General features: G+C 72.3%; 21 protein-coding genes. 12 read left to right on the plus strand and 9 right to left on the minus strand.

Features of this window, described 5'->3' with window-relative positions; all coding sequences use genetic code 11:
• Nucleotides 1-106: 106 nt before the first annotated feature.
• The 9 genes from M3147_RS05530 to M3147_RS05570 all read left to right on the plus strand — a co-directional run bounded on the left by M3147_RS05530 (nucleotide 107) and on the right by M3147_RS05570 (nucleotide 8,656).
• The gene (locus M3147_RS05530; RefSeq protein WP_251202473.1) at nucleotides 107-2,230 is read left to right on the plus strand and encodes a DEAD/DEAH box helicase; all 2,124 of its coding nucleotides are present in this window, start codon (nucleotides 107-109) and stop codon (nucleotides 2,228-2,230) included.
• A gap of 149 nt (nucleotides 2,231-2,379) precedes the next feature.
• Nucleotides 2,380-3,411 carry a 6-phosphofructokinase gene (locus M3147_RS05535; protein ID WP_251202474.1) on the plus strand — a complete coding sequence of 344 codons (1,032 nt, stop codon included), beginning with the start codon at nucleotides 2,380-2,382 and terminating at the stop codon, nucleotides 3,409-3,411.
• Between the two features lie 11 nt (nucleotides 3,412-3,422).
• Nucleotides 3,423-3,905 carry an 8-oxo-dGTP diphosphatase gene (locus M3147_RS05540; RefSeq protein WP_251202475.1) on the plus strand — a complete coding sequence of 161 codons (483 nt, stop codon included), beginning with the start codon at nucleotides 3,423-3,425 and terminating at the stop codon, nucleotides 3,903-3,905.
• Nucleotides 3,906-4,012: 107 nt separating this feature from the next.
• Complete coding sequence (locus M3147_RS05545) at nucleotides 4,013-5,191, plus strand: inorganic phosphate transporter (RefSeq protein WP_251202476.1); 1,179 nt, start codon at nucleotides 4,013-4,015, stop codon at nucleotides 5,189-5,191.
• Nucleotides 5,188-5,538, plus strand: coding sequence for a peptidase (locus M3147_RS05550; protein ID WP_251202477.1), 351 nt, complete (start codon nucleotides 5,188-5,190; stop codon nucleotides 5,536-5,538). The genes M3147_RS05545 and M3147_RS05550 overlap by 4 nt, the downstream gene beginning before the upstream one ends.
• Nucleotides 5,539-5,615: 77 nt before the next feature.
• Entirely contained in the window at nucleotides 5,616-7,076 is a 1,461-nt protein-coding gene (locus M3147_RS05555; RefSeq protein ID WP_251202478.1) for an NCS2 family permease, read from the plus strand.
• Nucleotides 7,077-7,269: 193 nt separating this feature from the next.
• Nucleotides 7,270-7,578 carry a hypothetical protein gene (locus M3147_RS05560; RefSeq protein WP_251202479.1) on the plus strand — a complete coding sequence of 103 codons (309 nt, stop codon included), beginning with the start codon at nucleotides 7,270-7,272 and terminating at the stop codon, nucleotides 7,576-7,578.
• Between the two features lie 74 nt (nucleotides 7,579-7,652).
• A complete protein-coding gene (cmtR, locus tag M3147_RS05565) occupies nucleotides 7,653-8,009 on the plus strand; it encodes a Cd(II)/Pb(II)-sensing metalloregulatory transcriptional regulator CmtR (protein WP_251202480.1) in 357 nt (118 codons plus the stop codon).
• Entirely contained in the window at nucleotides 8,006-8,656 is a 651-nt protein-coding gene (locus tag M3147_RS05570; RefSeq protein WP_251202481.1) for a cation diffusion facilitator family transporter, read from the plus strand. The genes cmtR and M3147_RS05570 overlap by 4 nt, the downstream gene beginning before the upstream one ends.
• 445 nt (nucleotides 8,657-9,101) lie before the next feature.
• On the opposite strand, the gene M3147_RS05580 is transcribed toward M3147_RS05570, so the two are convergent.
• The 4 genes from M3147_RS05580 to M3147_RS05595 form a co-directional block, all read right to left on the minus strand.
• Nucleotides 9,102-10,388, minus strand: a complete 1,287-nt coding sequence (locus M3147_RS05580; protein WP_251202482.1) for a uracil-xanthine permease family protein — start codon at nucleotides 10,386-10,388, stop codon at nucleotides 9,102-9,104.
• Nucleotides 10,389-10,610: 222 nt separating this feature from the next.
• A complete protein-coding gene (locus M3147_RS05585; RefSeq protein WP_251202483.1) occupies nucleotides 10,611-12,260 on the minus strand; it encodes a GMC oxidoreductase in 1,650 nt (549 codons plus the stop codon).
• Nucleotides 12,257-13,207: a YegS/Rv2252/BmrU family lipid kinase gene (locus tag M3147_RS05590; RefSeq protein WP_251202484.1), complete on the minus strand. Its 951-nt coding sequence runs from the start codon at nucleotides 13,205-13,207 to the stop codon at nucleotides 12,257-12,259. The genes M3147_RS05585 and M3147_RS05590 overlap by 4 nt, the downstream gene beginning before the upstream one ends.
• Before the next feature lie 2 nt (nucleotides 13,208-13,209).
• Nucleotides 13,210-14,844, minus strand: a complete 1,635-nt coding sequence (locus tag M3147_RS05595) for an FAD-binding oxidoreductase (protein ID WP_251202485.1) — start codon at nucleotides 14,842-14,844, stop codon at nucleotides 13,210-13,212.
• Between the two features lie 20 nt (nucleotides 14,845-14,864).
• Here M3147_RS05595 and M3147_RS05600 point away from each other — a divergent pair, with 20 nt between their 5' ends.
• The 3 genes from M3147_RS05600 (at nucleotide 14,865) to M3147_RS05610 (ending at nucleotide 17,376) form a co-directional block, all read left to right on the plus strand.
• Complete coding sequence (locus M3147_RS05600) at nucleotides 14,865-15,473, plus strand: TetR/AcrR family transcriptional regulator (RefSeq protein ID WP_251202486.1); 609 nt, start codon at nucleotides 14,865-14,867, stop codon at nucleotides 15,471-15,473.
• Nucleotides 15,470-16,939 carry a glycerol-3-phosphate dehydrogenase/oxidase gene (locus tag M3147_RS05605; RefSeq protein WP_251202487.1) on the plus strand — a complete coding sequence of 490 codons (1,470 nt, stop codon included), beginning with the start codon at nucleotides 15,470-15,472 and terminating at the stop codon, nucleotides 16,937-16,939. Before M3147_RS05600 ends, M3147_RS05605 begins: the two co-directional genes overlap by 4 nt.
• An 89-nt stretch (nucleotides 16,940-17,028) precedes the next feature.
• Nucleotides 17,029-17,376 (plus strand): hypothetical protein, encoded by a 348-nt coding sequence (locus M3147_RS05610; protein ID WP_251202488.1) that lies wholly within the window; start codon nucleotides 17,029-17,031, stop codon nucleotides 17,374-17,376.
• Between the two features lie 120 nt (nucleotides 17,377-17,496).
• Here the strand turns inward: M3147_RS05610 and M3147_RS05615 are convergent, their stop codons facing one another.
• From M3147_RS05615 to M3147_RS05635, 5 genes are read right to left on the minus strand one after another with little or no spacing between them, the layout of a single operon-like run.
• Nucleotides 17,497-18,231, minus strand: a complete 735-nt coding sequence (locus tag M3147_RS05615; RefSeq protein ID WP_251202489.1) for a FadR/GntR family transcriptional regulator — start codon at nucleotides 18,229-18,231, stop codon at nucleotides 17,497-17,499.
• Nucleotides 18,232-18,241: 10 nt separating this feature from the next.
• Nucleotides 18,242-19,030, minus strand: a complete 789-nt coding sequence (locus tag M3147_RS05620) for a 3-oxoacyl-ACP reductase (protein ID WP_251202490.1) — start codon at nucleotides 19,028-19,030, stop codon at nucleotides 18,242-18,244.
• A 55-nt stretch (nucleotides 19,031-19,085) separates the two neighbouring features.
• Complete coding sequence (locus M3147_RS05625) at nucleotides 19,086-20,441, minus strand: aldehyde dehydrogenase family protein (protein WP_251202491.1); 1,356 nt, start codon at nucleotides 20,439-20,441, stop codon at nucleotides 19,086-19,088.
• On the minus strand, nucleotides 20,438-21,289 hold the full coding sequence (locus M3147_RS05630; RefSeq protein ID WP_251202492.1) for a gamma-glutamyl-gamma-aminobutyrate hydrolase family protein: 852 nt from the start codon (nucleotides 21,287-21,289) through the stop codon (nucleotides 20,438-20,440). The genes M3147_RS05625 and M3147_RS05630 overlap by 4 nt, the downstream gene beginning before the upstream one ends.
• Nucleotides 21,270-22,637 carry a glutamine synthetase family protein gene (locus M3147_RS05635; RefSeq protein WP_251202493.1) on the minus strand — a complete coding sequence of 456 codons (1,368 nt, stop codon included), beginning with the start codon at nucleotides 22,635-22,637 and terminating at the stop codon, nucleotides 21,270-21,272. The genes M3147_RS05630 and M3147_RS05635 overlap by 20 nt, the downstream gene beginning before the upstream one ends.
• Between the last annotated feature and the right edge of the window lie 86 nt (nucleotides 22,638-22,723).

The following is a 22,723-nucleotide window of genomic DNA, read 5'->3' on the forward strand; positions in this document are numbered from 1 at the left end:
GTCCGCGGTTCCGGTCGTGCGGCATCCGTCAGCCGGAGGCCGCGAGGGGGAGTCGTCGTTCCGAACGGGCCGACGCTCGGCGCGACGGCCAAGAGACCGGAGGACCATGGCCCAGACCAGGCAGCGCGCCCGCACGCGCTCCCGCGACGACGACGCGCCCATCATCCCCATCCTCGCGCGCAAGGTGCGCGAAGTGGAGCAGAAGGCGCAGAAGAACAAGCTCGGCCCGACCAACCGGACCAAGTTCCAGGTGATCGCGCTGCTCATGCGCGAGGAACGGTCCCGCGTCAAGGCCGACGCCGAACTGAGCGACGCCCAGCGGGCCGAGCTGCTGAAGCGCCTCGACGGCATCGCGCAGATCCTCGCGAAGACCGCGGCGCGCGACACCAGCCTCATCACCCTGCTCGAGCCGGACGCCTCGATCTCCACGGTCGCGCAGCGCTTCCGCCGGGACTGGCTGCTCGAGTCCGGCGCCGAGCTCAGCGCCGACGAGCTCATCATCACGCGCGAGCCCGAGCCCGCGCCGATGATCGCCGAGAACCAGGTCGTGCCGCGCTCGGTGAAGTCTCGACAGCTCGCCAGCCCGTTCCTCGCGCCGGACTTCTCGCAGCAGCCGCAGCCCGCCGTGCCGGCCCGCCGCCTCGCGAACTGGGAGCTGCTGAGCCCCCTGTTCAAGGCGTTCGAACTCGGCTCGGGCGGCCAGTCGGCGACCATGCCGCTGCCGGAAGCGCCGAAGATCGACCGGGTCACCCCGCGCGGCCTCGAGCTGATGAAGCACCAGGCCCGTTTCGTCGAGGCGGCCCGCCTCGGCCACCGCACCTTCCTGCTCGCCGACGAGCCGGGCCTCGGCAAGACGGCGCAGTCGGTGCTCGCCGCCTCCGTCGCCGACGCGTACCCGCTCCTCGCCGTCGTGCCGAACGTCGTGAAGATGAACTGGGCGCGCGAGGTCGAGCGCTGGACGCCGCAGCGTCGCGCCACCGTCATCCACGGCGACGGGCAGACCGTCGACGCCTTCGCCGATGTCGTCGTCGTGAACTACGACGTGCTCGACCGGCACATGTCGTGGCTGTCGACCCTCGGCTTCCGCGGCATGGTGGTCGACGAGGCGCACTTCATCAAGAACCTCAGCTCGCAGCGCTCGAAGAACGTGCTCGCCCTCGCCGAGCGCATCCGGCGCAGCGCGCCCGGCGGCGACCCGCTGCTGCTCGCCCTAACCGGTACCCCGCTCATCAACGACGTCGACGACTTCCGGGCGATCTGGCAGTTCCTCGGCTGGATCGACGGCGACAAGCCCGCGCCCCAGCTCCTCGCCGAGCTCGAGCGCATCGGGCTCACGCCCGCGGACCACGGCTTCTACGCGGAGGCGCGCCGGGCGGTCATCGACCTCGGCATCGTGCGCCGCCGCAAGGTGGACGTCGCCGCCGACCTGCCCGCCAAGCGCATCGCCGACCTCCCCGTGGAGCTCGACGACGAGCTGGGCCGCTCCGTGCGGGCCGCGGAGCGCGAGCTCGGCAACCGGCTCGTGCAGCGCTTCCGGGCGCTCGTCGAGGCGCGCGACCTCCGCGTCGGCGATCTCGACGAGGACACCCGCGACCAGTTCGTCCGCGCGGTCGCGAGCGCCGAGCTCGAGGAGTCGAAGCAGGCCAAGTCCGGCGAGAACGTGTTCACGATGGTGCGCCGCATCGGCCAGGCGAAGGCCGGGCTCGCGGCCGACTACGCGGCCCAGCTCGCCCGCTCGGTCGGCAAGGTCGTCTTCTTCGCGAAGCACATCGACGTCATGGACCAGGCCGAGGCCGCTTTCGCCGCGCGCGAGATCCGCACGGTGTCGCTCCGCGGCGACCAGACGGCGATCGCCAGGCAGGCCGCGATCGACGCCTTCAACTCGGACCCCGAGGTGCACGTCGCGGTCTGCTCGCTCACGGCGGCCGGCGTCGGCGTGAACCTGCAAGCGGCGTCCAACGTCGTCCTCGCCGAGCTCAGCTGGACGAGCGCCGAGCAGACGCAGGCGATCGACCGCGTGCACCGCATCGGGCAGGACGAGCCGGTCACCGCTTGGCGGATCATCGCGGCGCACACGATCGACGCGCGCATCGCCGAGCTCATCGACCAGAAGCAGGGCCTCGCCGCCCGTGCGCTCGACGGGCAGGACGTCGAGCCCGGCTCGGCGGACTCGGTGCAGCTCGACGCGCTCCAGCACCTCCTTCGGCAGGCGCTCGACGGCGCGCTCTGAGCGATCCGTGCGCGACGGGGCCGGGGCGTTCGCCCCGGCCCCGTCGTCGTCCCGGGGTGCCCGTGGGGAGCGTATAGACTCCGATTCGACCCCGCCGACGTGGTCATGCACCCTTCCCGCCTTCCCACTTCCCCAGGAGACGTGCACATATGAAGATCGGCCTGCTCACTTCCGGCGGCGACTGCCCCGGACTCAATGCGGTCATCCGCGGCGCCGTGCTGAAGGGCGTCATCTCCCACGACACCGAGTTCGTCGGCTTCCGCTGGGGCTGGCGGGGCGTCGTCGAGCGCGACATCGTGCCGATCACCCGGCACGACGTGCGAGGCCTCGCACGTCAGGGCGGCACCATCCTGCACTCGAGTCGCACGAACCCCTTCGAGGGGGAGCTCGGCGGTCCCGAGAACATCCAGCGCACCCTCGACGAGCACGGCATCGACGCCATCATCGCCATCGGCGGCGAGGGCACGCTCACGGCGGCCCGGCGGCTCTACGACGAGGGCGGCATCAAGGTCGTCGGCGTGCCGAAGACGATCGACAACGATCTCGCCGCCACCGACTACTCGTTCGGCTTCGACACCGCGGTCGAGATCGCGACCGAGGCCATCGACCGGCTGCGCACGACGGCCGACTCGCACGGCCGCTGCATGGTGCTCGAGGTCATGGGCCGTCACGTCGGCTGGATCGCCCTGCACTCGGGCATGGCCGGCGGCGCCCACGCGATCCTCATCCCGGAGCAGCCCCAGTCGATCGAGCAGATCTGCGAGTGGGTCGAGTCGGTGCGCTCACGGGGCCGCGCGCCGCTCGTCGTCGTCGCCGAGGGCTTCACGCTGCCCGGCATGGACGAACCGCACTCCCACAAGGGCCTCGACGCCTTCAACCGTCCGCGCCTCGGCGGCATCGCCGACGTCCTCGCGCCGATGATCGAGGAGCGCACCGGCATCGAGTCGCGCGCGACCGTGCTCGGGCACATCCAGCGCGGCGGCGAGCCGAGCGCGTACGACCGCGTGCTCGCCACCCGCCTCGGCATGGCGGCCGTCGAGGCGGCCTATGACGAGGCCTGGGGCTCGATGGTGACGCTCCGCGGCACCGACATCCGCACGGTGTCGATCGCGGAGGCGACCGGCAGCCTGAACGTCGTGCCGCAGTCGCGCTACGACGAGGCGAAGATCCTCTTCGGCTGAGCGGGCGACGGATGCGGCATCCCGAGGTGTGCGTCTGCTACCTCCTGCGCGAGCGGGAGGGACGGCAGGAGGTGCTCCTCGGGCGCAAGAAGCACGGGCTCGGCGAGGGCCGCCTCGTCGCGCCGGGCGGCAAGCTCGAGCCGGGGGAGACCCCGGCGGCCGCGTGCGTGCGCGAAGTCGCCGAGGAGGTCGGCCTCGTCGTGGCGGAGTCCTCGCTCGAGGCGCGCGGCGTGATCGACTACCGCTTCCCGAGCCGGGAGGCGTGGAGCCAGCGCTCGCACGTGTTCGTCTGCCGTGACTGGCAGGGGGAGCCGACGGGCTCCGACGAGCTCGATCCCGAGTGGTTCCCGGTCGACGCGGTGCCGCTCGAGCGCATGTGGGACGACGCCTCCCGTTGGCTTCCGGGCGTGCTCGCGGGCGGTCGGGTCGAGCGATCGTTCGTCTTCGGCGACGATCTCGCGACCGTGGTGGAACCGGGCCCGTCCGTCGCGTAGGATCGACGGGTGCGCGGGCTCCCCGGAGGCCGCAAGCGGTACCCCATGAACTTCTGGTGAAGGTCTTCACCGATCACAGAGGCAGCGTCCACTACAGAAAGGCGCCGGTGGATCTCACCCTCATCGTCGTGCTGGTCATCGCACTGGCGCTCTTCTTCGACTTCACGAACGGCTTCCACGACACGGCGAACGCGATGGCGACGCCGATCGCCACCGGGGCGCTCCGGCCCAAGGCCGCCGTCACGCTCGCCGCGATCCTGAACCTGGTGGGCGCGTTCCTGTCCACCGAGGTGGCGAAGACCATCTCGGGCGGCATCATCCGCGAGGGCGACGGCGGAGTGCTGATCACGCCGGAGCTCGTGTTCGCGGGGCTCATCGGCGCCGTGGTCTGGAACATGATCACCTGGCTGCTGGGGCTCCCGTCCTCGTCCAGCCACGCCCTGTTCGGTGGCCTCATCGGCGCGGCGATCGTCGGTGCGGGTCTCGGCGCGATCGACTTCCCGGTCGTCGTGTCGAAGGTCATCCTGCCGGCGCTCCTGGCCCCCCTCACCGCGGGCCTCGTCGCCTACGCCGCGACGAAGCTCGCCTACGCGATCACCCGCCGCTACGACGGCAAGCCCGACGGCCGTGACGGCTTCCGCTACGCGCAGGTCTTCTCCTCGTCGCTCGTCGCGCTCGCGCACGGCACGAACGACGCGCAGAAGACCATGGGCGTCATCACGCTCACGCTCGTCGCCGCGAACCTGCAGGCGCCCGGCAGCGACGTGCAGTGGTGGGTCATCGTCACGTGCGCCATCGCGATCGCGCTCGGCACCTACATGGGCGGCTGGCGCATCATCAAGACGCTCGGCACCGGCCTCACCGACGTGAAGCCCGCGCAGGGCTTCGCGGCCGAGACGGCCACCGCCGCGACCATCCTCGCCTCCAGCCACGTCGGCTTCGCCCTCTCGACCACGCAGGTCGCGTCGGGCTCGGTGATCGGCTCGGGCCTCGGCCGGCGCGGCTCGAAGGTGCGCTGGCGCACCGCGGGACGCATCGGCGTCGGCTGGCTGCTGACCCTGCCCGCCGCCGGCGCCGTGGGCGCGCTCGCCGCGCTCGTCGCGCACCTCGGCGTCGGCGGGGTCATCATCGACGCCGTGGTCGGGGTCATCGTCATCATCGGCATCTTCATGTGGTCGCGGCGCAGCGAGGTCTCGCACCACAACGTCGTCTCCGAGGTCGCCGACTCCGGCCGGGCCGTGAAGATCAAGCGCAATCCGAAGCCCAAGCGGAAGGCGAAGAAGTGATCGACTGGCTCGACTTCCTGCTCGTCCTCGTCTCGGCGCTCGTCGGGGCCTGCGTCGTCGTGAGCGCGTACGCGCTCGGCATCCGGCTGCTCACCCTGTCCGGCCGCACCCCGCTCGTGACGCCCGCGGAGTTCACCGACGCGATCACCATCGTCACGCCCGCCGAGATCAAGGCCGCAGCGAAGCGCGCCGCGAAGGCGGCCAAGAAGAGTCCGCTCACGGAAGGCCAGAAGCGACTCGCGCTCGTCGGAGCGTGGGGGTGCTTCGCGCTGAGCGCGATCGCCGTGCTCGTCGGGATCTACCTGATCCTCGGCGAGCACCTCACGCGGCTCGTCGGCGGGGCCTGACGCCCGAGCTGCTGCACCACCCTTCGGATTCCCCACCTCCGAGCGACCGCTCGGCGACCCCAAAGAAGGCGCAGCCAATGACGACCACCCCGACTGCTGACGCTCCGCAGCAGGCCCCCAAGAACGCGCTCGACCGTTTCTTCGAGATCACCGCCCGCGGTTCCTCCGTAGGCACCGAGATCCGAGGCGGCATCGTCACCTTCGTGACGATGGCCTACATCGTGATCCTGAACCCGATCATCCTGTCCTCCGGCGTCGACGTCGACGGCAACCAGCTCGGCTTCGCCCAGCTGTCGGCGGTCACGGGGCTCACGGCGGGCGTCATGACGATCCTCTTCGGCGTCGTCGCGCGACTCCCGTTCGGGTTCGCGGCCGGCCTCGGCATCAACTCCTTCCTCGCGGTCTCGGTCGTCGGCCAGGTCACCTGGCCCGAGGCGATGGGGCTCGTCGTCGTGAACGGCCTCATCATCGTGTTGCTCGCGGCGACCGGCCTGCGGCGCATGATCTTCAACGCCGTGCCGATCCAGCTGAAGCTCGCGATCACGGTCGGCATCGGCCTGTTCATCGCTTTCATCGGCTTCGTCGACGCCGGCTTCGTCACCGCCACCGGGGTCTCCTCGCCGCCGGTCGGCCTCGGCGCCGGCGGCTCGGTCGCCACCGTGCCGAGCCTCGTGTTCATCCTCACCCTCCTCATCACCGGCGTGCTCGTGGCGCGCAAGGTGAAGGGCGGCATCCTGATCGGCCTCGTCTCCGGCACCGTGCTCGCGGTGGTCATCGAGGCGATCTGGAACCTCGGCCCGAAGATCGCCAACGGCGAGCTCGTCAACCCGAACGGCTGGGGCCTCTCGGTGCCGGAGCTCTCCGGCTCGCCGGTGAGCCTCCCCGACCTCTCCCTCGTCGGCCAGGTCTCCTTCGGCTCCTTCGAGCGCATCGGCGTGCTCGCCGCGCTGATGCTCGTGTTCACCCTCGTCTTCACCAACTTCTTCGACGCCATGGGCACCATGACGGGCCTGTCGAAGGAGGCGGGGCTCGCCGACGAGCGCGGCGACTTCCCGCGCATCAAGTCGGCCCTCGTGGTCGAGGGCGTCGGCGCGGTCGCGGGCGGCTTCACCTCGGGCTCGTCGAACACGGTGTTCATCGAGTCGGGCGCCGGCATCGGCGAGGGGGCGCGCACGGGCCTCGCGAACGTCGTGACGGGCGCGCTGTTCCTGCTGGCGATGTTCTTCACGCCGCTCGTGTCCATCGTGCCGACCGAGGTCGCGGCTGCGGCGCTCGTCATCGTCGGTGCGCTGATGATGTCGCAGATCCGCTACATCGACTTCAGCGACTTCTCGGTGCTGCTGCCCGTGTTCCTCGCGGTGACGGTCATGCCCCTCACCTACTCGATCGCGAACGGCATCGGCGCGGGCTTCATCGCCTGGGTCGTGGTGCGCTCGCTCGGCGGCAAGGCGCGAGAGATCAGCCCGCTGCTCTGGATCGTCGCGGCCGGCTTCCTGCTGTACTTCGCGCGCGGCCCGGTGGAGGCGCTCTTCGCCTGATCGAGGCCGGAGACGCGGATGCCCCGGGCAGCACTGCTGCCCGGGGCATCCGCCGTTCGAGGTGCTCCATCAGACCGTCGTACCGGCCCGCCGACACCGCGGCGGAGGAAATCGCCCCGCGGGAGGATGGGCGAATTCTGGGGATCGTTGCAACACAGCGTGTGTGCGAGCGTAGCGGCAGGAGAATGGAGGGGTGATCGTTGAGGTGCTGCACATCGATGAATGCCCGTCCTGGGAGAAGGCCGCGGTTCGGACGCGCGAAGCGCTCGACCTGCTCGGCTTGGGTGCGGTGCAGGTGAAGGCGCGGGTGCTGCGCACCGCGGAAGAGGCGGCTGTGACTGCGTTCGCGGGGTCGCCGACGATCACCGTCGACGGTACCGACGCGTTCCCCTCGGACGGACGCACGGCGGACTTGGCCTGCCGGGTCTACCTCACTGATCAGGGGCTGGCAGGCATGCCGACGACAGACCAGATCGTCGAAGCGATTCGGATCCGGGTCTGAGTCATGCCGGGGTATTGAAGTACTGACGTAGCGGGTCGATTGGTTTAGTTCAGCACGGACTGTATAGTCAGCGCGTGCTGACTATTGCGACACGACTCGACGTGATGAACCGGCTGGGTCGAGCCATGGCGGACTCGACGCGTTCACGGATTCTGATGGTGCTTCTCGAGGGGCCGAGCTACCCGGCGGTGATCTCTCGTGAGCTGGATCTGACCCGATCGAACGTGTCGAATCACCTGACGTGTCTGCGGGACTGCGGCATCGTGATCGCCGAGCCCGAGGGGCGTCGGACCCGGTATGAGATCGCCGACGCGCACCTGGCGCGATCGCTGACCGCGCTGCTGGACGTGACCCTCGCGGTCGACGAGGGTGCACCGTGTATGGACGTGGGCTGCACCGTCCCCGGCTGTCGACAGGAAGCTGTCCGATGACCGCCACTGCCCTGACGGCGGAACATCGTTCCAGGCTGCATCGCCGGGTGCGGTTCATCGTTGGGTTCACGATCACGTACAACGTGCTCGAAGCGATCATCGCGATCTGGGCTGGCTCGATGGCGTCCTCGGCCGCCCTCATCGGGTTCGGTCTCGATTCCGTGGTCGAGGTGCTGTCTGCCGCAGCCGTGGCGTGGCAGTTCACCCGGAAGCACCCGGAACGGTGGGAGAAGGCCACGGTCCGCGCGATCGGGATCGCGTTCTTCGCCCTCGCCGCTTACGTGATCATCGACGCGATCCTGACCCTCACCGGCGTCGAAGAAGTCGACCACAGCCCGCTCGGGATCGGGATCGCGACGCTGAGCCTGATCGTAATGCCGGTGCTGGCGTGGTTCGAGTTCCGCACCGGACGTGAGCTCGGCTCGAAGAGTGTCCAGGCCGACGCGAAGCAGCTGCTGCTGTGCATCTACCTGTCCGGGACCGTGCTGATCGGGCTCCTCTTGAACTCGCTGTTCGGGTGGATGTGGGCCGACTCCGTCGCAGCCCTCGTCGTCGCCGGCCTCGCGATCCGTGAAGGCATCGAGGCGTGGCGCGGCGACGTCGAGTCCCCGTTCGAAGCCCTCGAAGACCTCGAGGCCGACGACTGAGCCGGCTACCCGGTCGCTGGCCCACCTCGCTGCCCTAATCCCAGGTCAGTGATCGGCGCAGCTGGGCGGGCAGTTCGGTGATGATGGCGCTGTTGCGCGCGACGCCGCGACTTCCGACGCGCGCGACTCGTGCGGAGCGCCTTGTACAGCTCACGGCGAAGACCGCCCAGCCCCGGCACGTACACCGCCAGGTAGATCGTCTCGTGCGCGACCTGCATCGCAGGCCGGTCAGGGAACTCACGGCGAAGCGCGTTCGCGATCTGCTCCGGGCTCCAGCGCAGATCGAGCCGGGACTCCACGTCGGCGCGAAGCTCCGGGAACGTCGCGATCTTGCTTGCCGTACTTCGCGCGCGGCCCGGTAAGGCGCTCTTCGCCTGATCGACGCCGGAGACGCGGATGCCCCGGGCAGCACTGCTGCCCGGGGCATCCGCCGTTCCAGGGCGAGCTACGCGGTGCCGCGCGCCTTTCCGATGGCGTTCATCACGTGGTACACGACGATCGCGGCGACGGTGCCGAGCGCGATGCCGTTGAACACCACGTTGCCGAACTCGATCGTGAAGTTCGCGATGCCGATGATGAGCGCCGTCGCGGCCGTGAACTGGTTCACCGGGCGCGAGAAGTCGACCTTGTTGTCGACCCAGATCTTCACGCCGATGATGCCGATGAGGCCGTACAGCGCCACCGTCGCACCGCCCAGGACGCCCGCGGGGATGGTGTTCACGAGCGCCCCGAACTTCGGCGAGAGGCCGAGCAGGATCGCCACGAAGCCCGCCACCCAGTACGCCGCCGTCGAGTAGACGCGCGTCGCGGCCATCACGCCGATGTTCTCGCCGTACGTCGTGGTGCCCGAGCCGCCGAAGAAGCCCGCGATGGTGGTGGCGATGCCGTCGGCGAAGAGGGCGCGACCGGTCTGCCGGTTGACGGAGGGCTCGGTCATCTGCGCGACGCCGCGCACGTGCCCGACGTTCTCGGCGATGAGGACCAGCACGATCGGCAGGAACGCGGGCAGGAGCCCCCAGAGCGCGGTGTCGGCGAAGGGGTTGCCCGCGAGGTGGAACTCCGGCAGCCCGACCCAGGCGGCCTGATCGATCTTGGTGAAGTCGACCTCGTTCTGCACGATCGCGGCGATGTAGCCGACGGCGACGCCGATGAGGATCGAGATCCGGCCCAGGATGCCGCGGAACAGCACGGTCGTGAGCAGCACGGCGCTGAGGGTGATGAGCGCGGTGAGCGGTGCCTGGTCGAAGTTGAACTTCGCCGCCGGGGCGAGGTTCAGACCGATGAGCGCCACGATCGCACCGGCGACGACCGGCGGCATGAGGGCGTCGATCCAGCCGGTGCCCGTCCAGATCACGAGCGCGCCGATGAGGGCGAGCATCACGCCGACGGCGACGATGCCGAAGAGCGCCGCCCCCATAGGATCGGCCGCCTGCTCGGCGGCGAGCGCGGCGGTGACCGGGGCGATGAACGCGAACGAGGAGCCGAGGTAGCTGGGCAACCGGTTCTGCGTGATCACGAGGAAGAGGATCGTGCCGATGCCGGAGAACAGCACCGTCGTCGCCGGCGGGAAGCCGGTGAGGAGCGGCACGAGGAAGGTGGCGCCGAACATGGCGACGACGTGCTGGGCGCCGAGACCGATCGTGCGCGGCCAGCTCAGGCGTTCGCCGGGGGCGACGACCTCGCCCGGGGCGACGGTCTTGCCGTCGCCGTGAAGGGTCCAGGGGAGTGCCATGGGGCTCCGTTTCGCGTGGTGGGGGTGCCCGTCGTCGCGGGGTCGCGCGGCGGGCCGGGGTGGAGCGGCGCGGCCGGGACCGTGCGCTGCATCGGAGCATAGCGAAGCGGAGGCGCCGCTGTCGCTGCTTCGATCGAAAGCAGCGGCCCGGCGTCCGCGGCTGCGCGCACGCCGCGCTCGCCGCGCTCGCCGCGCACGCCGCGCACGCCGCGCTCAGCGCGCTCAGCGGGCGAGCAGCTCCGCCTGGCTCGGCCGTTCATCGTCCGCGCCGGCCGGGGGCCAGTACGACAGGGCGCGCTCGGCGAGCGCGGTGATCGTGAGGGAGGGGTTCACGCCCGGGTTCGCGGGCACGGCCGCGCCGTCGACGACGGAGAGTCCGGGATGTCCCCACACCCGGTGGTACGCATCGACGACGCCGTCCGACGGCGACGCGGAGATCGGGGCGCCGCCGAGGAAGTGCGCGGTCAATGGGATGCCGAACACCTCCGGCCACGAGCCGCGCGCCTCGGCGGGCACGCCGCTCGCCTCGGTCATCCGGGCGGCGATGGCCTCGGCGGCGCGGTGCGCTTCGGGCAGGTGGCTCGGGTTCGGTTCGCCGTGGCCCTGCGCGCTGGTGAGGCCCAGTCGCCCGAAGCGGCGGCGTAGCGAGAGGGTCAACGAGTTGTCGGCCGTCTGCATGACGAGCGCGATGATGCCGCGCTCGCTCCAACGGTGCAGCGAGGCGAGCCGGAACTGGCGGGCGGGCGATCGCAGCACGAGCCGGACTACCCGGCCGAGGCGGCGGGCGAGCGGGAGCTCGCCCGGCACCATCACGGTCGCCAGCGCGCCCATGAGGTTCGAGCCGGGGCCGTACCGCACGTTCTCGACGTGGGTGCGGTCGTCGACGTGGAAGGAAGTCGTGATGGCGATGCCGTGCGCGAGGCCGAGCGACTCGGGCACCGCGGTCGCCACGGCGCCGTCGAGCGCCTCGGAGTTCGTGCGGGTGAGCCGGCCGACGGTGTCGGAGATCCCGGGCAGCGCGCCGGAGTGCTTCATCCGGTGCAGGAGCTGCTGCGTGCCCCAGGTGCCGGCGGCGAGCACGACCCGCTGGGCGGTGACGGTGCGTTCGCCGCGCCGCAGGCGGCCGTCGGTGCGCCGGGTGGTGACGGCGAAGCCGCCGCCCGGCAGCTCACGCACCTCGGTGACGGTGCGCAGCGGCTCGATGGCGACGCCCCGGCGTTCGGCGAGCGCGAGGTAGTTCTTGACGAGCGTGTTCTTCGCGCCGACGCGGCAGCCGACCATGCAGTTACCGCAGAGCGTGCAGCCGGTGCGCTCCGGTCCCTCGCCGCCGAAGAACGGGTCGGCGGTGCGTTCGCCGGGGCGGCCGAACCAGACGCCGACCGGGGCGCGCCGGAAGGTGTCGCCCACGCCGAGGTCCTCGGCCGCACCCGCCATGATCCGCTCGACGGGGCCGTGATGCGGGTAGCGCTCGACCACCCCGAGCATGCGTTTGGCCGTCGCGTAGTGCGGGGCGAGCTCGCTCGCCCAGTCGGCGAGTCCTCGCCACTGCGGATCGGCGAAGAAGCCGGGTCCGGGCTCGTAGAGCGTGTTCGCGTAGTTCAGCGAGCCGCCGCCGACCCCGGCGCCCGCGAGGATCATCACGTGCGGCAGCCGGTGGATGCGTTGCACGCCGTAGCAGCCGAACGCTGGGGCCCAGAGGTAGCGACGCAGGTTCCAGCTCGTCTTCGCGAAGTCCTCGTCGGCGAACCGCCTTCCGGCCTCGTACACGCGGACGCGGTAGCCCTTCTCGGCGAGTCGCAGCGCCGCCACCGAGCCGCCGAAGCCCGAGCCGACGATGACGACGTCCTCGTCGAACGTCGCCTGCGCGCTCATGCTCGACCGCCCTCGGCGTGCGCGGCGTCGCCGGCCTCAGGCCGGGGGGTCGCGTGCGGCACCATGATGCGCAGCGCGCCCGCCCGCGACACGATCTCGCACGCGCCGCTGCCCACGCGCTCGCCGTCGGCGTAGACCGTGAGCCCCGGGGCCGAGACGTGCACCTCGCGGGCGCGCCGGTGGGTGACCTCCGGCCGCCGGTCGTGCCGGCCGCGCAGCAGCAGCGGGAACAGGCGGACGAGCCGCAGCCTCGTCAGCGGGGCGACGTGCACGATATCGAGGAGCCCGTCGTCGGGGAGCGCGCCGACGCACACCGGCATCCCGCCGCCGTAGCTCTCGGTGTTTCCGACGGCGACGAGGGTGCCGGGGGCGTGCTGGGCCGCCTCGCCCTCGATCCGGATCGTGAAGTCCATGGGCCGCAGCCGAACGAGCTCGATGGCGAGCGCCAGATAGTAGCGGAGAGCCCCGTGCGGCCAGCGCAGCCGGTTGGTGCGGTCGCTGACCTTCGCGTCGAAGCCGAGCGCGGCGACCGTCAGGAACGGGGTCGACCGGCCCTCGCTCCGCACCACGCCGACGTCGATGATGCGCACCGTGCCGGTGAGCGCGAGCGCGGCGGCCGCTGCGGCGTCGTCGCGCGGGAGCCCGAGCGCGCGGGCGAGGTCGTTGCCGGTGCCCGCGGGCACGAGCACGATCGGCGTGGGCCCGGCGAGGAGCAGGACCTCGAGGATCCCGGAGAGCGTCCCGTCGCCGCCGACGACCACGAGCGCGGTCGGGGCGTCCTCGAGCGCCTGCGCGGCGAGCGCCGCGGTGTCGGCGGCCGAGGCGCCCTCGTAACTGCGCACCTCGGCGCCGTGCGCACGCAGCCCGGCGATGGCGGCCGCCGCGGCGGCGCGCCCGCGCCCCTTGCCGGCGAACGGGTTGGCCAGCACCGCGATGTGCCCGCCCACGCTCATCCCTCCCGGCGCGTCGCCGGCTCGGCGGCGATGACCGCGCCGGGGTTCAGGATCGCGCGTGGATCGAGCTCGCGCTTGATCGCCCGGAGGATGCGGATGCCGGTCTCGCCGATCTCGGCCGGCAGCCACGGGGCATGGTCGCGGCCCACTGCGTGGTGATGACTGATGGTGCCGCCGGCGGCGAGGATGGCGTCGTTGACCTCGGCCTTCACCCGGTCCCAGACCTCGAGCGGCTCCTCGCGGATGCCCGCGAGGACGGTGAAGTACAGCGAGGCGCCGGTGGGGTACACGTGCGAGACGTGGCACATCACGTACGACTTCGCCCCGGCCGTGGCGAGCCCGTCGCGGAGGGTGCGCTCGACGGCCTCGCGCAGCGCGGGGAGCTTCGACCAGGTCGTCGCCGTCTCGAGCGTCTCGCAGAACACGCCGGCGTCGAGCAGGGCGTCGCGCAGGTACGGCCCGTCGAATCGGCTGCCCAGCCAGTCGGAGGCGGCACCCGCGCCGGAGGAGGTGCCGCCCGCGGCGCGCAGCAGCTCCGCGGTCCGCGCCCGACGTTCCTCGAGGTGCGCGCCCTCGTAGACCGTGACGGCGCTCGCGCCCTTCGCGAGCGCTTTGCCGAGCTTGCCGAGCTGGGCGAGGCTCACGGCCGTCTCCGCCTCGTCGGAGAGCCGGATGACGGTGGGGCCGCCGCCGTGCTGGGCGACCCGGCGGAGCCCCTCCGCACCCGCGGCGAAGTCGGGGAAGGTCCAGGACTCGAAGACGCGCTCCCGGGGCACCGGGTGCACGCGCACCCGGACCTCGGTGATGACCCCGAAGATGCCCTCCGAGCCGAGGAAGACGCGGACGAGGTCGGGACCGGCGGCGGAGCCGGGGGAGCGGCCGAGTTCGAGCTCGCCGGTCGGGGTGGCGACCCGCAAGCCCGTCACCATGGCGTCGAAGCGCCCGTAGCCGGCGGAGTTCTGGCCCGAGGAGCGCGCCGCGGCGAAACCGCCGACGGTCGCGTAGCGGAAGCTCTGCGGATAGTGGCCGAGCTCCAGTCCGCGTGCGGCGAGAAGCGCCTCCGCCTCGGGGCCGGTGGTGCCGGCGGCGAGCACGGCCTCGCCGCTCAGTTCGTCGAGGGCGAGGAGGCCCGAGAGTCGGCGGAGGTCGAGGCTCACGACGGCGCGCTGGGCGCCGCGCTCTGGGTCGAGGGCGCCGACGACGCTCGTGCCGCCGCCGAACGGGATGACGGCGATGCCCAGCGAATCCGCGAGCTCGAGGCATGCGAGCACCTCGCCGTGATCGTGGGGGCGGACGACCGCGTCGGGAGCGAGCTGCTCCGGTTCGCGGCGGCGCAGCAGGTCCGGGGTGGAGCGGCCGCCGGCATGGCGCAGCCGGGCCTCGGGGGAGAGGTCGACGTGCTCCGCACCGACCGCTCGGCGGAGGGCGGCGACGTCGTCGTCCGTGAGCGCGGACGGAGCGAGACGCACGGCATCGAGTTCGACGGGCGGGGCCGGCCGACGGACGCGGCCGAGCAGGAGCGGCAGGAGCGTGCGCACCGCGAGCGGGAGCTCCTTGGCCTTGGCCGGGTCGCCCCAGCCGTTCCACCGCATCGGCGGGTCGGCGTCGACCCTGTCGCGTGCATCGCTCATGCGTTACAGTGTGACAGATCATGGAAGAACGTCAAGCGATGCTGCCGCCGTTCGGGGAGGGCGTCCCGGCGTGGGACGCGACGCAGTCGCGCGTGCTCGACGCCGCTGACGAGCTCATCCGCCGCCGCGGCGTCGGTGGCGTCACCATCGCCGAGCTGTCCCGTCGATCCGGACTCAGCCGGCCCACCGTCTACCGCAGCTGGAGCGACGCCGACGACGTGGTGCGCTCGGCACTGCTGCGGCGCGTCATCCGCCTCCTCGACACCTTCGAGCGCCCCGCGAGCACCCGCACCGAGCTGGTCGACGACGTGCTGCGCTTCTCCGCCGGATTCCGCGCCGACGTCGTCTACGGGCGTCTGCTCGACGAGGAACCCGAGGCATTCACGAGGTACACGCTGCAGCGGGTCGGCTCGAGTCAGCGGATGATCCTCGCCTGGCTCGCCGCGGCGATCGCGGCCGCACAGGACGACGGCTCGGTGCGCCGGGGCGAACCCCGGGAGATCGCGGTCATGCTGCTGCTCATCGCCCAGTCCGCCGTGCTCTCGCACGGCACCGTCACCGAGCTCATCGACGAGGATGCCTGGGAGCGCGAGCTCCGCGCAGCGCTCGACGGGCACCTGCGGCCATGACCGGGCCGGTGGCCGAGCTCGACGCGCGGCGGCGGCCGCACGAGCTCGAGCGCGCCGCCGCGGAGCCGGCAGACCTCCTCGTCGTCGGCGGTGGCATCACCGGCGCCGGCGTCGCCCTCGACGCGGCATCCCGAGGCTTGCGCGTCGTGCTCGTGGAGGCGCAGGACCTCGCGTTCGGCACCAGCCGGTGGAGCTCCAAACTCGTGCACGGGGGGCTCCGCTACCTCGCGACCGGCGACGTCGCGACGGCCCGGGAGAGCGCGTTCGAGCGCCACCTGCTGATGACCGCGATCGCCCCGCACCTCGTCCGACCGCTGCCGCAGCTCCTGCCCTTCCTGCCGGGCGTCTCGTTCCGCCAGCGCGCCGCGGGCGCGATCGGCATGGGGCTCGGCGACCTGCTCCGCGTGCAGGCGCGCACCCCGCGCAGCGTGCTGCCCCCGCCACGGCCCGTGACGGCCGGCACGGCGCGCCGGCTCGTGCCCGGGCTCGAGCGCCGGGGCCTCCGCGGCGGCATGCTCTCGTACGACGGGCAGCTCGTCGACGACGCGAAGCTCGTCGTCACGGTGGCCCGGACGGCCGCCGCGCACGGGGCGCGGATCCTCACTCGCGTCCGCGCGCTCGAGCTGCGCGCCGACGGGGCCTCAGCGCAGGACACGACGACGGGGGAGCGCTTCGAGCTCCGTGCCCGGGCCGTGGTGAACGCGACCGGCGTGTGGGCGGGCGGCCTCGACGACGGCATCACCGTGCGACCGAGCCGCGGCACGCACCTCGTGCTCGACGGTGCGCTCCTCGGCCATCCGACCGCGGCGCTCACCGTTCCGCACGAGGGCTCGATCAGCCGCTACGTGTTCGCCCTGCCGCAGCAGTCCGGTCGCGTCGTCGTCGGCCTCACCGACGAGGACGCGCCGGGCCCGGTGCCGGAGGTGCCCGAGCCGAGCGAGGCCGAGATCGCCTTCCTCCTCGCGAGCGTGAACCGGGTCGTCGAGACCCCCGTGCGCCGGGAGCAGGTGCTCGGCGCCTTCGCCGGGCTGCGACCGCTCATCGACAGCGGCGCCGACCGCACGGCCGACATCTCGCGCCGGCACCTCGTCGCGGTCTCCGGCGGCGGGTTCGTCTCCGTGCTCGGCGGCAAGCTCACGACCTACCGACGGATGGCGGAGGAGGCGGTCGACCTGGCGGTGGCGACGCGGGCGATCGAGGCGCCGCCGAGCCGCACCGCCGGACTGCGGCTCGTGGCGGTCGACGACGCTGTCGCGCGCTCCCGCCGGGCCGACGCGGCGGAGCCGATCGTCGAGGGCATCCCCGTCCGCCGCGCCGACGTCGAGTACGCCGTGCGGGTCGAGGGCGCCCTCACCGCCGCCGACGTGCTCGACCGGCGCACGAGGATCGGCTTCGTCGCCGCCGACCGCGCGCGCTGCCTGGCCGCCGTCGAGCAGCTCGTCGCCGAGGCGCTCGGGCAGGGGTGAACCCGTTCGGTGCATTCGGGTCCGCTCGGGGTCGGAATCGGGGGATATCCCCATACCGACCCCGAGGCGCGATCCGTAGCGTTGGAGCCATGACCACCACCATCGATCCCACCGTCACCCCCGTCCACCCGGCGGGCGGGGCTCAGCAGCCCGCCCCGGCGCAGCCCCAGACGGCCGAGACGAACGGCTTCTCGATCGCGAGCCTCGTGCTCGGGCTCGTGTCGATCGTCGCCGGCTTCACCTTCCTGGTGCCGATCGGCGGTCTCGTGCTCGGCATCGTCGGCCTCCAGCGCGAGCCCGCCTCGCGCACCATGGCCATCTGGGGCGTCGTGCTGAACACCGTGATGCTCGTCGGTACCGCGCTCGTCGGCTTCGGGATGCTCGCCTTCGGCGCGCTCACGCTGCCCTTCCTGCCCTTCGTCGCGACCGCGTTCTGACGGTCGCACCGCGAACGGGGCGCGCCGGCGGGCGCGCCCCGTTCGGCGTGCCAGCGGTCAGCCGCCGGCGGTCAGCCGTCAGCCGCCGGCCGTCAGCCGCCGGCCGTCAGCCGCCGGCGGTCAGCCGTAGAAGCCGCGCAGCAGCGCCTCGGTGCCGATGAGGTGCTCGGCCATGGCCTGCGCCGCCTCGTCGGGGCTGCCCTTCAGGATCGCTGAGACGATGGCCCCGTGCTGCTCGTCGGAGTGCGCGATGTTCGGCGCGAGCAGCGGGATGCCGTCGAGCAGCTCGTTGATGCGCATCCGCACCTCGGCGACGAGCGGGGTCACCGACTCCGCCCCGACCACCTCGGCGATGACGAGGTGCAGCCGGGAGTCCGCGACCCGGTAGCCCGCCTCGTCGGCCTGGCCGCACGCGAGGTGCGCCTGCCAGAGCCGTTCCCGGTCGGCGGCGCTCAGCTCGCTCTCCGCCGCGCGGCGGGCGACCCCGACCTCGACCACGGCCCGCAGGGCGAGGGTGTCGTCGAGCGTCCGCCGCTCGATGGGGCGGGGTACGCCGGGGCCCGGCTCCGGCAGCGGATCCGAGACGAAGGTGCCGCCGTAGCGACCGCGCCGGGCGACCACCCAGCCGGCGTCGGCGAGGGAGCCGATCGCCTCGCGCAGGGTGTCCCGGCTCACCTCGAGGGTCGCGGCCAGCTCGCGTTCGGCCGGCAGGCGCTCGCCGGGCGCGATGAGCCCGAGCCGGATCGTCTGCAGCAGCCGCTGCACCGTCTCCTCGAAGGCGTTCGCGGGCCGCGCGGGCCGCAGCAGCAGGCCGGCGTCGAGCATGCCCGCCTGCTCCGCTCCCCGCTCGTCCATGGTTCCGAGCCTAGAGGGGGGTGACGTAGGCGGCGCTGATGCCACCGTCGACGAGGAAGGTCGACCCGGTGATGAAGGAGGCGTCGTCGCTCGCGAGGAAGGCGACCGCCGCCGCGAGCTCCTCCGGGTTCGCGAAGCGCCCGACGGGCACATGCACGAGCCGGCGCTGCGCCCGCTCGGGGTCCTTCGCGAAGAGCTCCTGCAGGAGCGGCGTGTTCACCGGGCCGGGGCAGAGCGCGTTCACCCGGATGCCCTGGCGCGCGAACTGCACGCCGAGCTCCCGGCTCATGGCGAGCACCCCGCCCTTCGAGGCGGTGTACGAGATCTGCGAGGTCGCCGAGCCCAGCACGGCCACGAAGGAGGCGGTGTTGATGATCGAGCCGCGGCCCTGCGCGACCATGTGCCGGAGCGCGGCCCGCGAGCACAGGTACACGCTCTTCAGGTTGACGTCCTGCACCTTCTGCCAGGCCGGCAGCTCCGTGGTCTCGATGGAGTCGTCGTCGGGCGGCGAGATGCCGGCGTTGTTGAAGGCGATGTCGACCGAGCCGTAGACCCGGGCGGCCTCGTCGAAGAGGTGGTCGACCTGCGCCTGGTCGGTGACGTCCACCTGCACGAAGAGGCCGTCCACCCCCGCGGCCGCGGCCGCGCCGCTCGTCGGGTCGAGGTCGCCGATGACGACCTTCGCGCCCTCCGCCGCGAGGCGGCGGGCGGTGGCGAGGCCGATGCCGGAGGCGCCGCCGGTGATGACGGCGACGCGCCCGGCGAGGCGCTGAGTGAGGTCGAGCGGGGTGACGGTCATGGTGCTCCCTGGGGTTTGCGGTGGTCGGATCGGGGCGAAGTGCGGGCCCGCCGGCTCAATCGACGGCGATGAAGACGTTCTTCGTCTCGGTGAAGGCGGCGGGGGCGTCGGGCCCGAGCTCGCGGCCGAGCCCGGACTGCTTGAACCCGCCGAACGGGGTCGAGTAGCGCACGGAGGAGTGCGAGTTCACGGAGAGGTTCCCGGATTCGACGCCGCGGGCGACGCGGATGCCGCGGCCGATGTCCCGGGTCCAGATCGAGCCGGACAGCCCGAAGCGGCCCGCGTTCGCGAAAGCGACGGCATCCGCCTCGTCGTCGAAGGGGAACACCGACACGACCGGGCCGAAGATCTCCTCCGTCGCGGTGCGCGCGTCGCGGGCGGGCGTGAGCACCGTCGGCGGGAACCAGAACCCCGGGCCGTCGGGCGCACTCCCGCGGAACGCCACGTCGCCATCGTCGGGCACGAACTCGCGCACCCGGTCGCGGTGCGCCGCCGCGACGAGCGGGCCCATCTCGGTGCCCTCGTCGCGCGGGTCGCCGACCTTCACCCCCTGCACGGCCGGTTCGAGGAGCTCCATGAAGCGCTCGTAGACGCTCCGCTCGACGAGGATGCGGCTGCGCGCGCAGCAGTCCTGGCCGGCGTTCTCGAACACGCCGTACGGCGCGGTGGCCGCGGCGCGCTCGAGGTCGGCGTCGGCGAAGACGATGTTCGCGCTCTTGCCGCCGAGCTCGAGGGTGACCCGCTTCACCTGCGCGGCGCAGCCGGCCATGATCCGCTGGCCGACCTCGGTGGAGCCGGTGAAGACGACCTTCCGCACCGTCTCGTTCGTCACGAACCGCTCGCCGACGACGGAGCCCTTGCCGGGGATCACCTGGAACAGGCCCTCCGGCAGGCCGGACTCCAGGGCGAGCTCAGCGAGCCGGAGGCTCGTGAGCGGGGTCCATTCCGCGGGTTTCAGCACGACGGCGTTCCCCGCCGCGAGGGCGGGGGCGAAGCCCCAAGAGGCGATCGTCATGGGGAAGTTCCACGGCGTGATGACGCCGACGACGCCGAGCGGCTCCTGGAAGGTGACGTCGAGGCCGCCGGCGACCGGGATCTGCCGGCCGAACAGCCGCTCGGGGGCGGCCGAGTAGTAGTCGAGCACGTCGCGGACGTGGCCGGCCTCCCAGCGGGCCTGGCCGATCGGATGCCCCGAGTTGCGCACCTCGATGGCCGCGAGCTCCTCGACGGCGCCGTCGACGGCCTCGGCGAAGCGGCGGAGCGCCCGCGCCCGGTCCGCGGGAGCAGCGGCCACCCAGTCCCGCTGCGCCACGGCGGCGGCGGCGATCGCGGCATCCGTCTGCTCGACGTCGGCGCCCTCGACCACGGTGACGAACTCCTCGTCGGCGGGATTCACGATGGTGTGCGTCATGGCGCGGTCCTCTCTGGGGCGGCGGATGCGGGGGAGGTGGCGGCCGCGTCGGCGGGCACGGCGGCCGCGCCCCGCTCGCGCGCCGCCCGGTGCGCCCGGGCGGCCTCGACGAGCCCGGCGAACAGCCGGCGGTCGCGGGCGTTCTCCTCCGGGTGCCACTGCACGGCGACGCCGAACGGCGCGGCGGGCAGTTCGACCGCCTCGACGACGCCGTCCTCGCTCCGCGCGGTGACGACGAGGCCCTCGGCGACCCGGTCGAGCGCCTGGTGGTGGTAGACGTGCACGGGCAGGGCGTCGGCCTCGCCGACGAGCCCGGCGAGGCGGGACCCGGGCTCGACGCGTACGGTCGTCTCGCCGAACACGGCGGGTGCGGGCTGGTACGCCGCCGAGCCCACGAGATCGGGCAGGTGCTGGTGCAGCGTGCCGCCGAGGGCGACGTTCAGCATCTGGGCGCCGCGGCAGATGCCGAGGAACGGCACGCCGTCGTCGATCGCGGCGGTGAGCAGGGCGTCCTCCCAGTCGTCGCGGTCGACCCGCGGGGCGCCCGTGCGCTCGTGCGCGGGCTGCCCGTAGCGGGCGGGGTCGACGTCGGCGCCGCCGGCCACGATCAGCCCGTCGAGCGAGGCGAGCACCCGGCGTGCGAGCGGCGCGTCCGCCGGCTGCGGCGGCAGCAGCACCGCGATGCCGCCCGCGTCGGTGACGGCGTCGAGGTAGACCTTCGGCAGGAATGACGCGGGGACGTCCCACACCCCGGTCTGCGCCTGCTCGAGGTAGGTCGTGATGCCGATGATCGGAGCGTCGGCGCTCGCCGCGGGGGAGCGGCTCGGCTCAGAGTCGTTCGAAACCACGCACCCGCTCCCAGTCCGTCACGGCCGCGTCGTAGGCGGCCAACTCGACGCGCGCGTTGTTCAGGTAGTGCTCGACGACCTCGTCGCCGAACGCCGCGCGCGCGATCGCCGAGCCGGCGAAGAGCTCGGCCGCCTCGCGGAGGGTCGCCGGCACCCGCGCGACATCGGACTCGTAGGCGTTGCCGGCGAACAGCTCCTCGGGCTCGAGCTCCTGCTCGATGCCGTGCAGGCCCGCGGCGATGAGCGCGGCGACCGCGAGGTACTGGTTGACGTCGCCGCCCGGCACCCGGTTCTCGACCCGCATGCCATGGCCGTGGCCGACGACGCGGAGGGCGCAGGTGCGGTTGTCGAGGCCCCAGGCGATCGCGGTCGGCGCGAAGCTGCCCGCGACGTAACGCTTGTAGGAGTTGATGTTCGGCGCGGAGAAGAGCGTGAGCTCGCGCATGGCCGCCAGCTGCCCGGCGAGGAAGTGCCGGAACAGCTTGGACATGCCGTGCGGGGCGGACTCGTCGGCGAAGACCGCCTCGCCGTCGGCGCCGCGGAGCGAGATGTGGATGTGGCAGCTGTTGCCCTCGCGCTCGTCGTACTTCGCCATGAAGGTGAGCGCCTTGCCGTGCCGGTCGGCGATCTCCTTCGCGCCGTTCTTGTAGAGCGAGTGGTTGTCGCAGGTGGTGAGCGCGTCGGCGTAGCGGAAGGCGATCTCCTGCTGCCCGAAGTTGCACTCGCCCTTGACGCCCTCGCAGTACATGCCGGCGCCCTCCATCGAGCGCCGGATGTCGTGGAGGAGCGGCTCCATGCGGGTGGAGGCGAGGAGGGCGTAGTCGATGTTGTAGTCGCTCGCCGGGGTCAGCTCGCGGTAGCCCTTGCGCCAGGCCTCGCGGTACGAGTCGTCGAAGACGATGAACTCGAGCTCGGTGCCGACGAAGGCGGTGAGGCCGCGCTCGGCGAGCCGGTCGAGCTGGCGCTGCAGGATGCGCCGCGGCGAGGGCTCGACGGGGGAGTCGTCGAGCCAGCGGAGGTCGGCCGTGACGATCGCGGTCTGCTGCAGCCACGGCGCCATGCGCAGCGTCGCGAAGTCGGGGATGAGCGCCATGTCCCCGTAGCCGCGCTCCCAGCTCGACATCGCATAGCCGTCGACCGTGTTCATCTCCACGTCGACGGCGAGCAGGTAGTTGCACGCCTCGACGCCGTGCGCGGCGGCGTCTTCGAGGAAGAGTCGGGCCGACACCCGCTTGCCGATGAGCCGCCCCTGCATGTCGGTGAACGAGACGATGATCGTGTCGACGTGGTCGTCGGCGATCGCCTGGCGCAGCTGGTCGAGCGTGAGGGGTCCCGTAGGTGCCGACATTCGTTGCTCCTCCTCGAGTGGAATGGTCGGTTGTGGCGACCATTACATCACGACGAAGCGTCGCTGGGAATGGATGCCTCGCAGCC

It is taken from the genome of Agromyces mediolanus, from assembly GCF_023715325.1.
In the GTDB taxonomy this organism is placed as follows: Bacteria; Actinomycetota; Actinomycetes; order Actinomycetales; family Microbacteriaceae; genus Agromyces; species Agromyces mediolanus_A.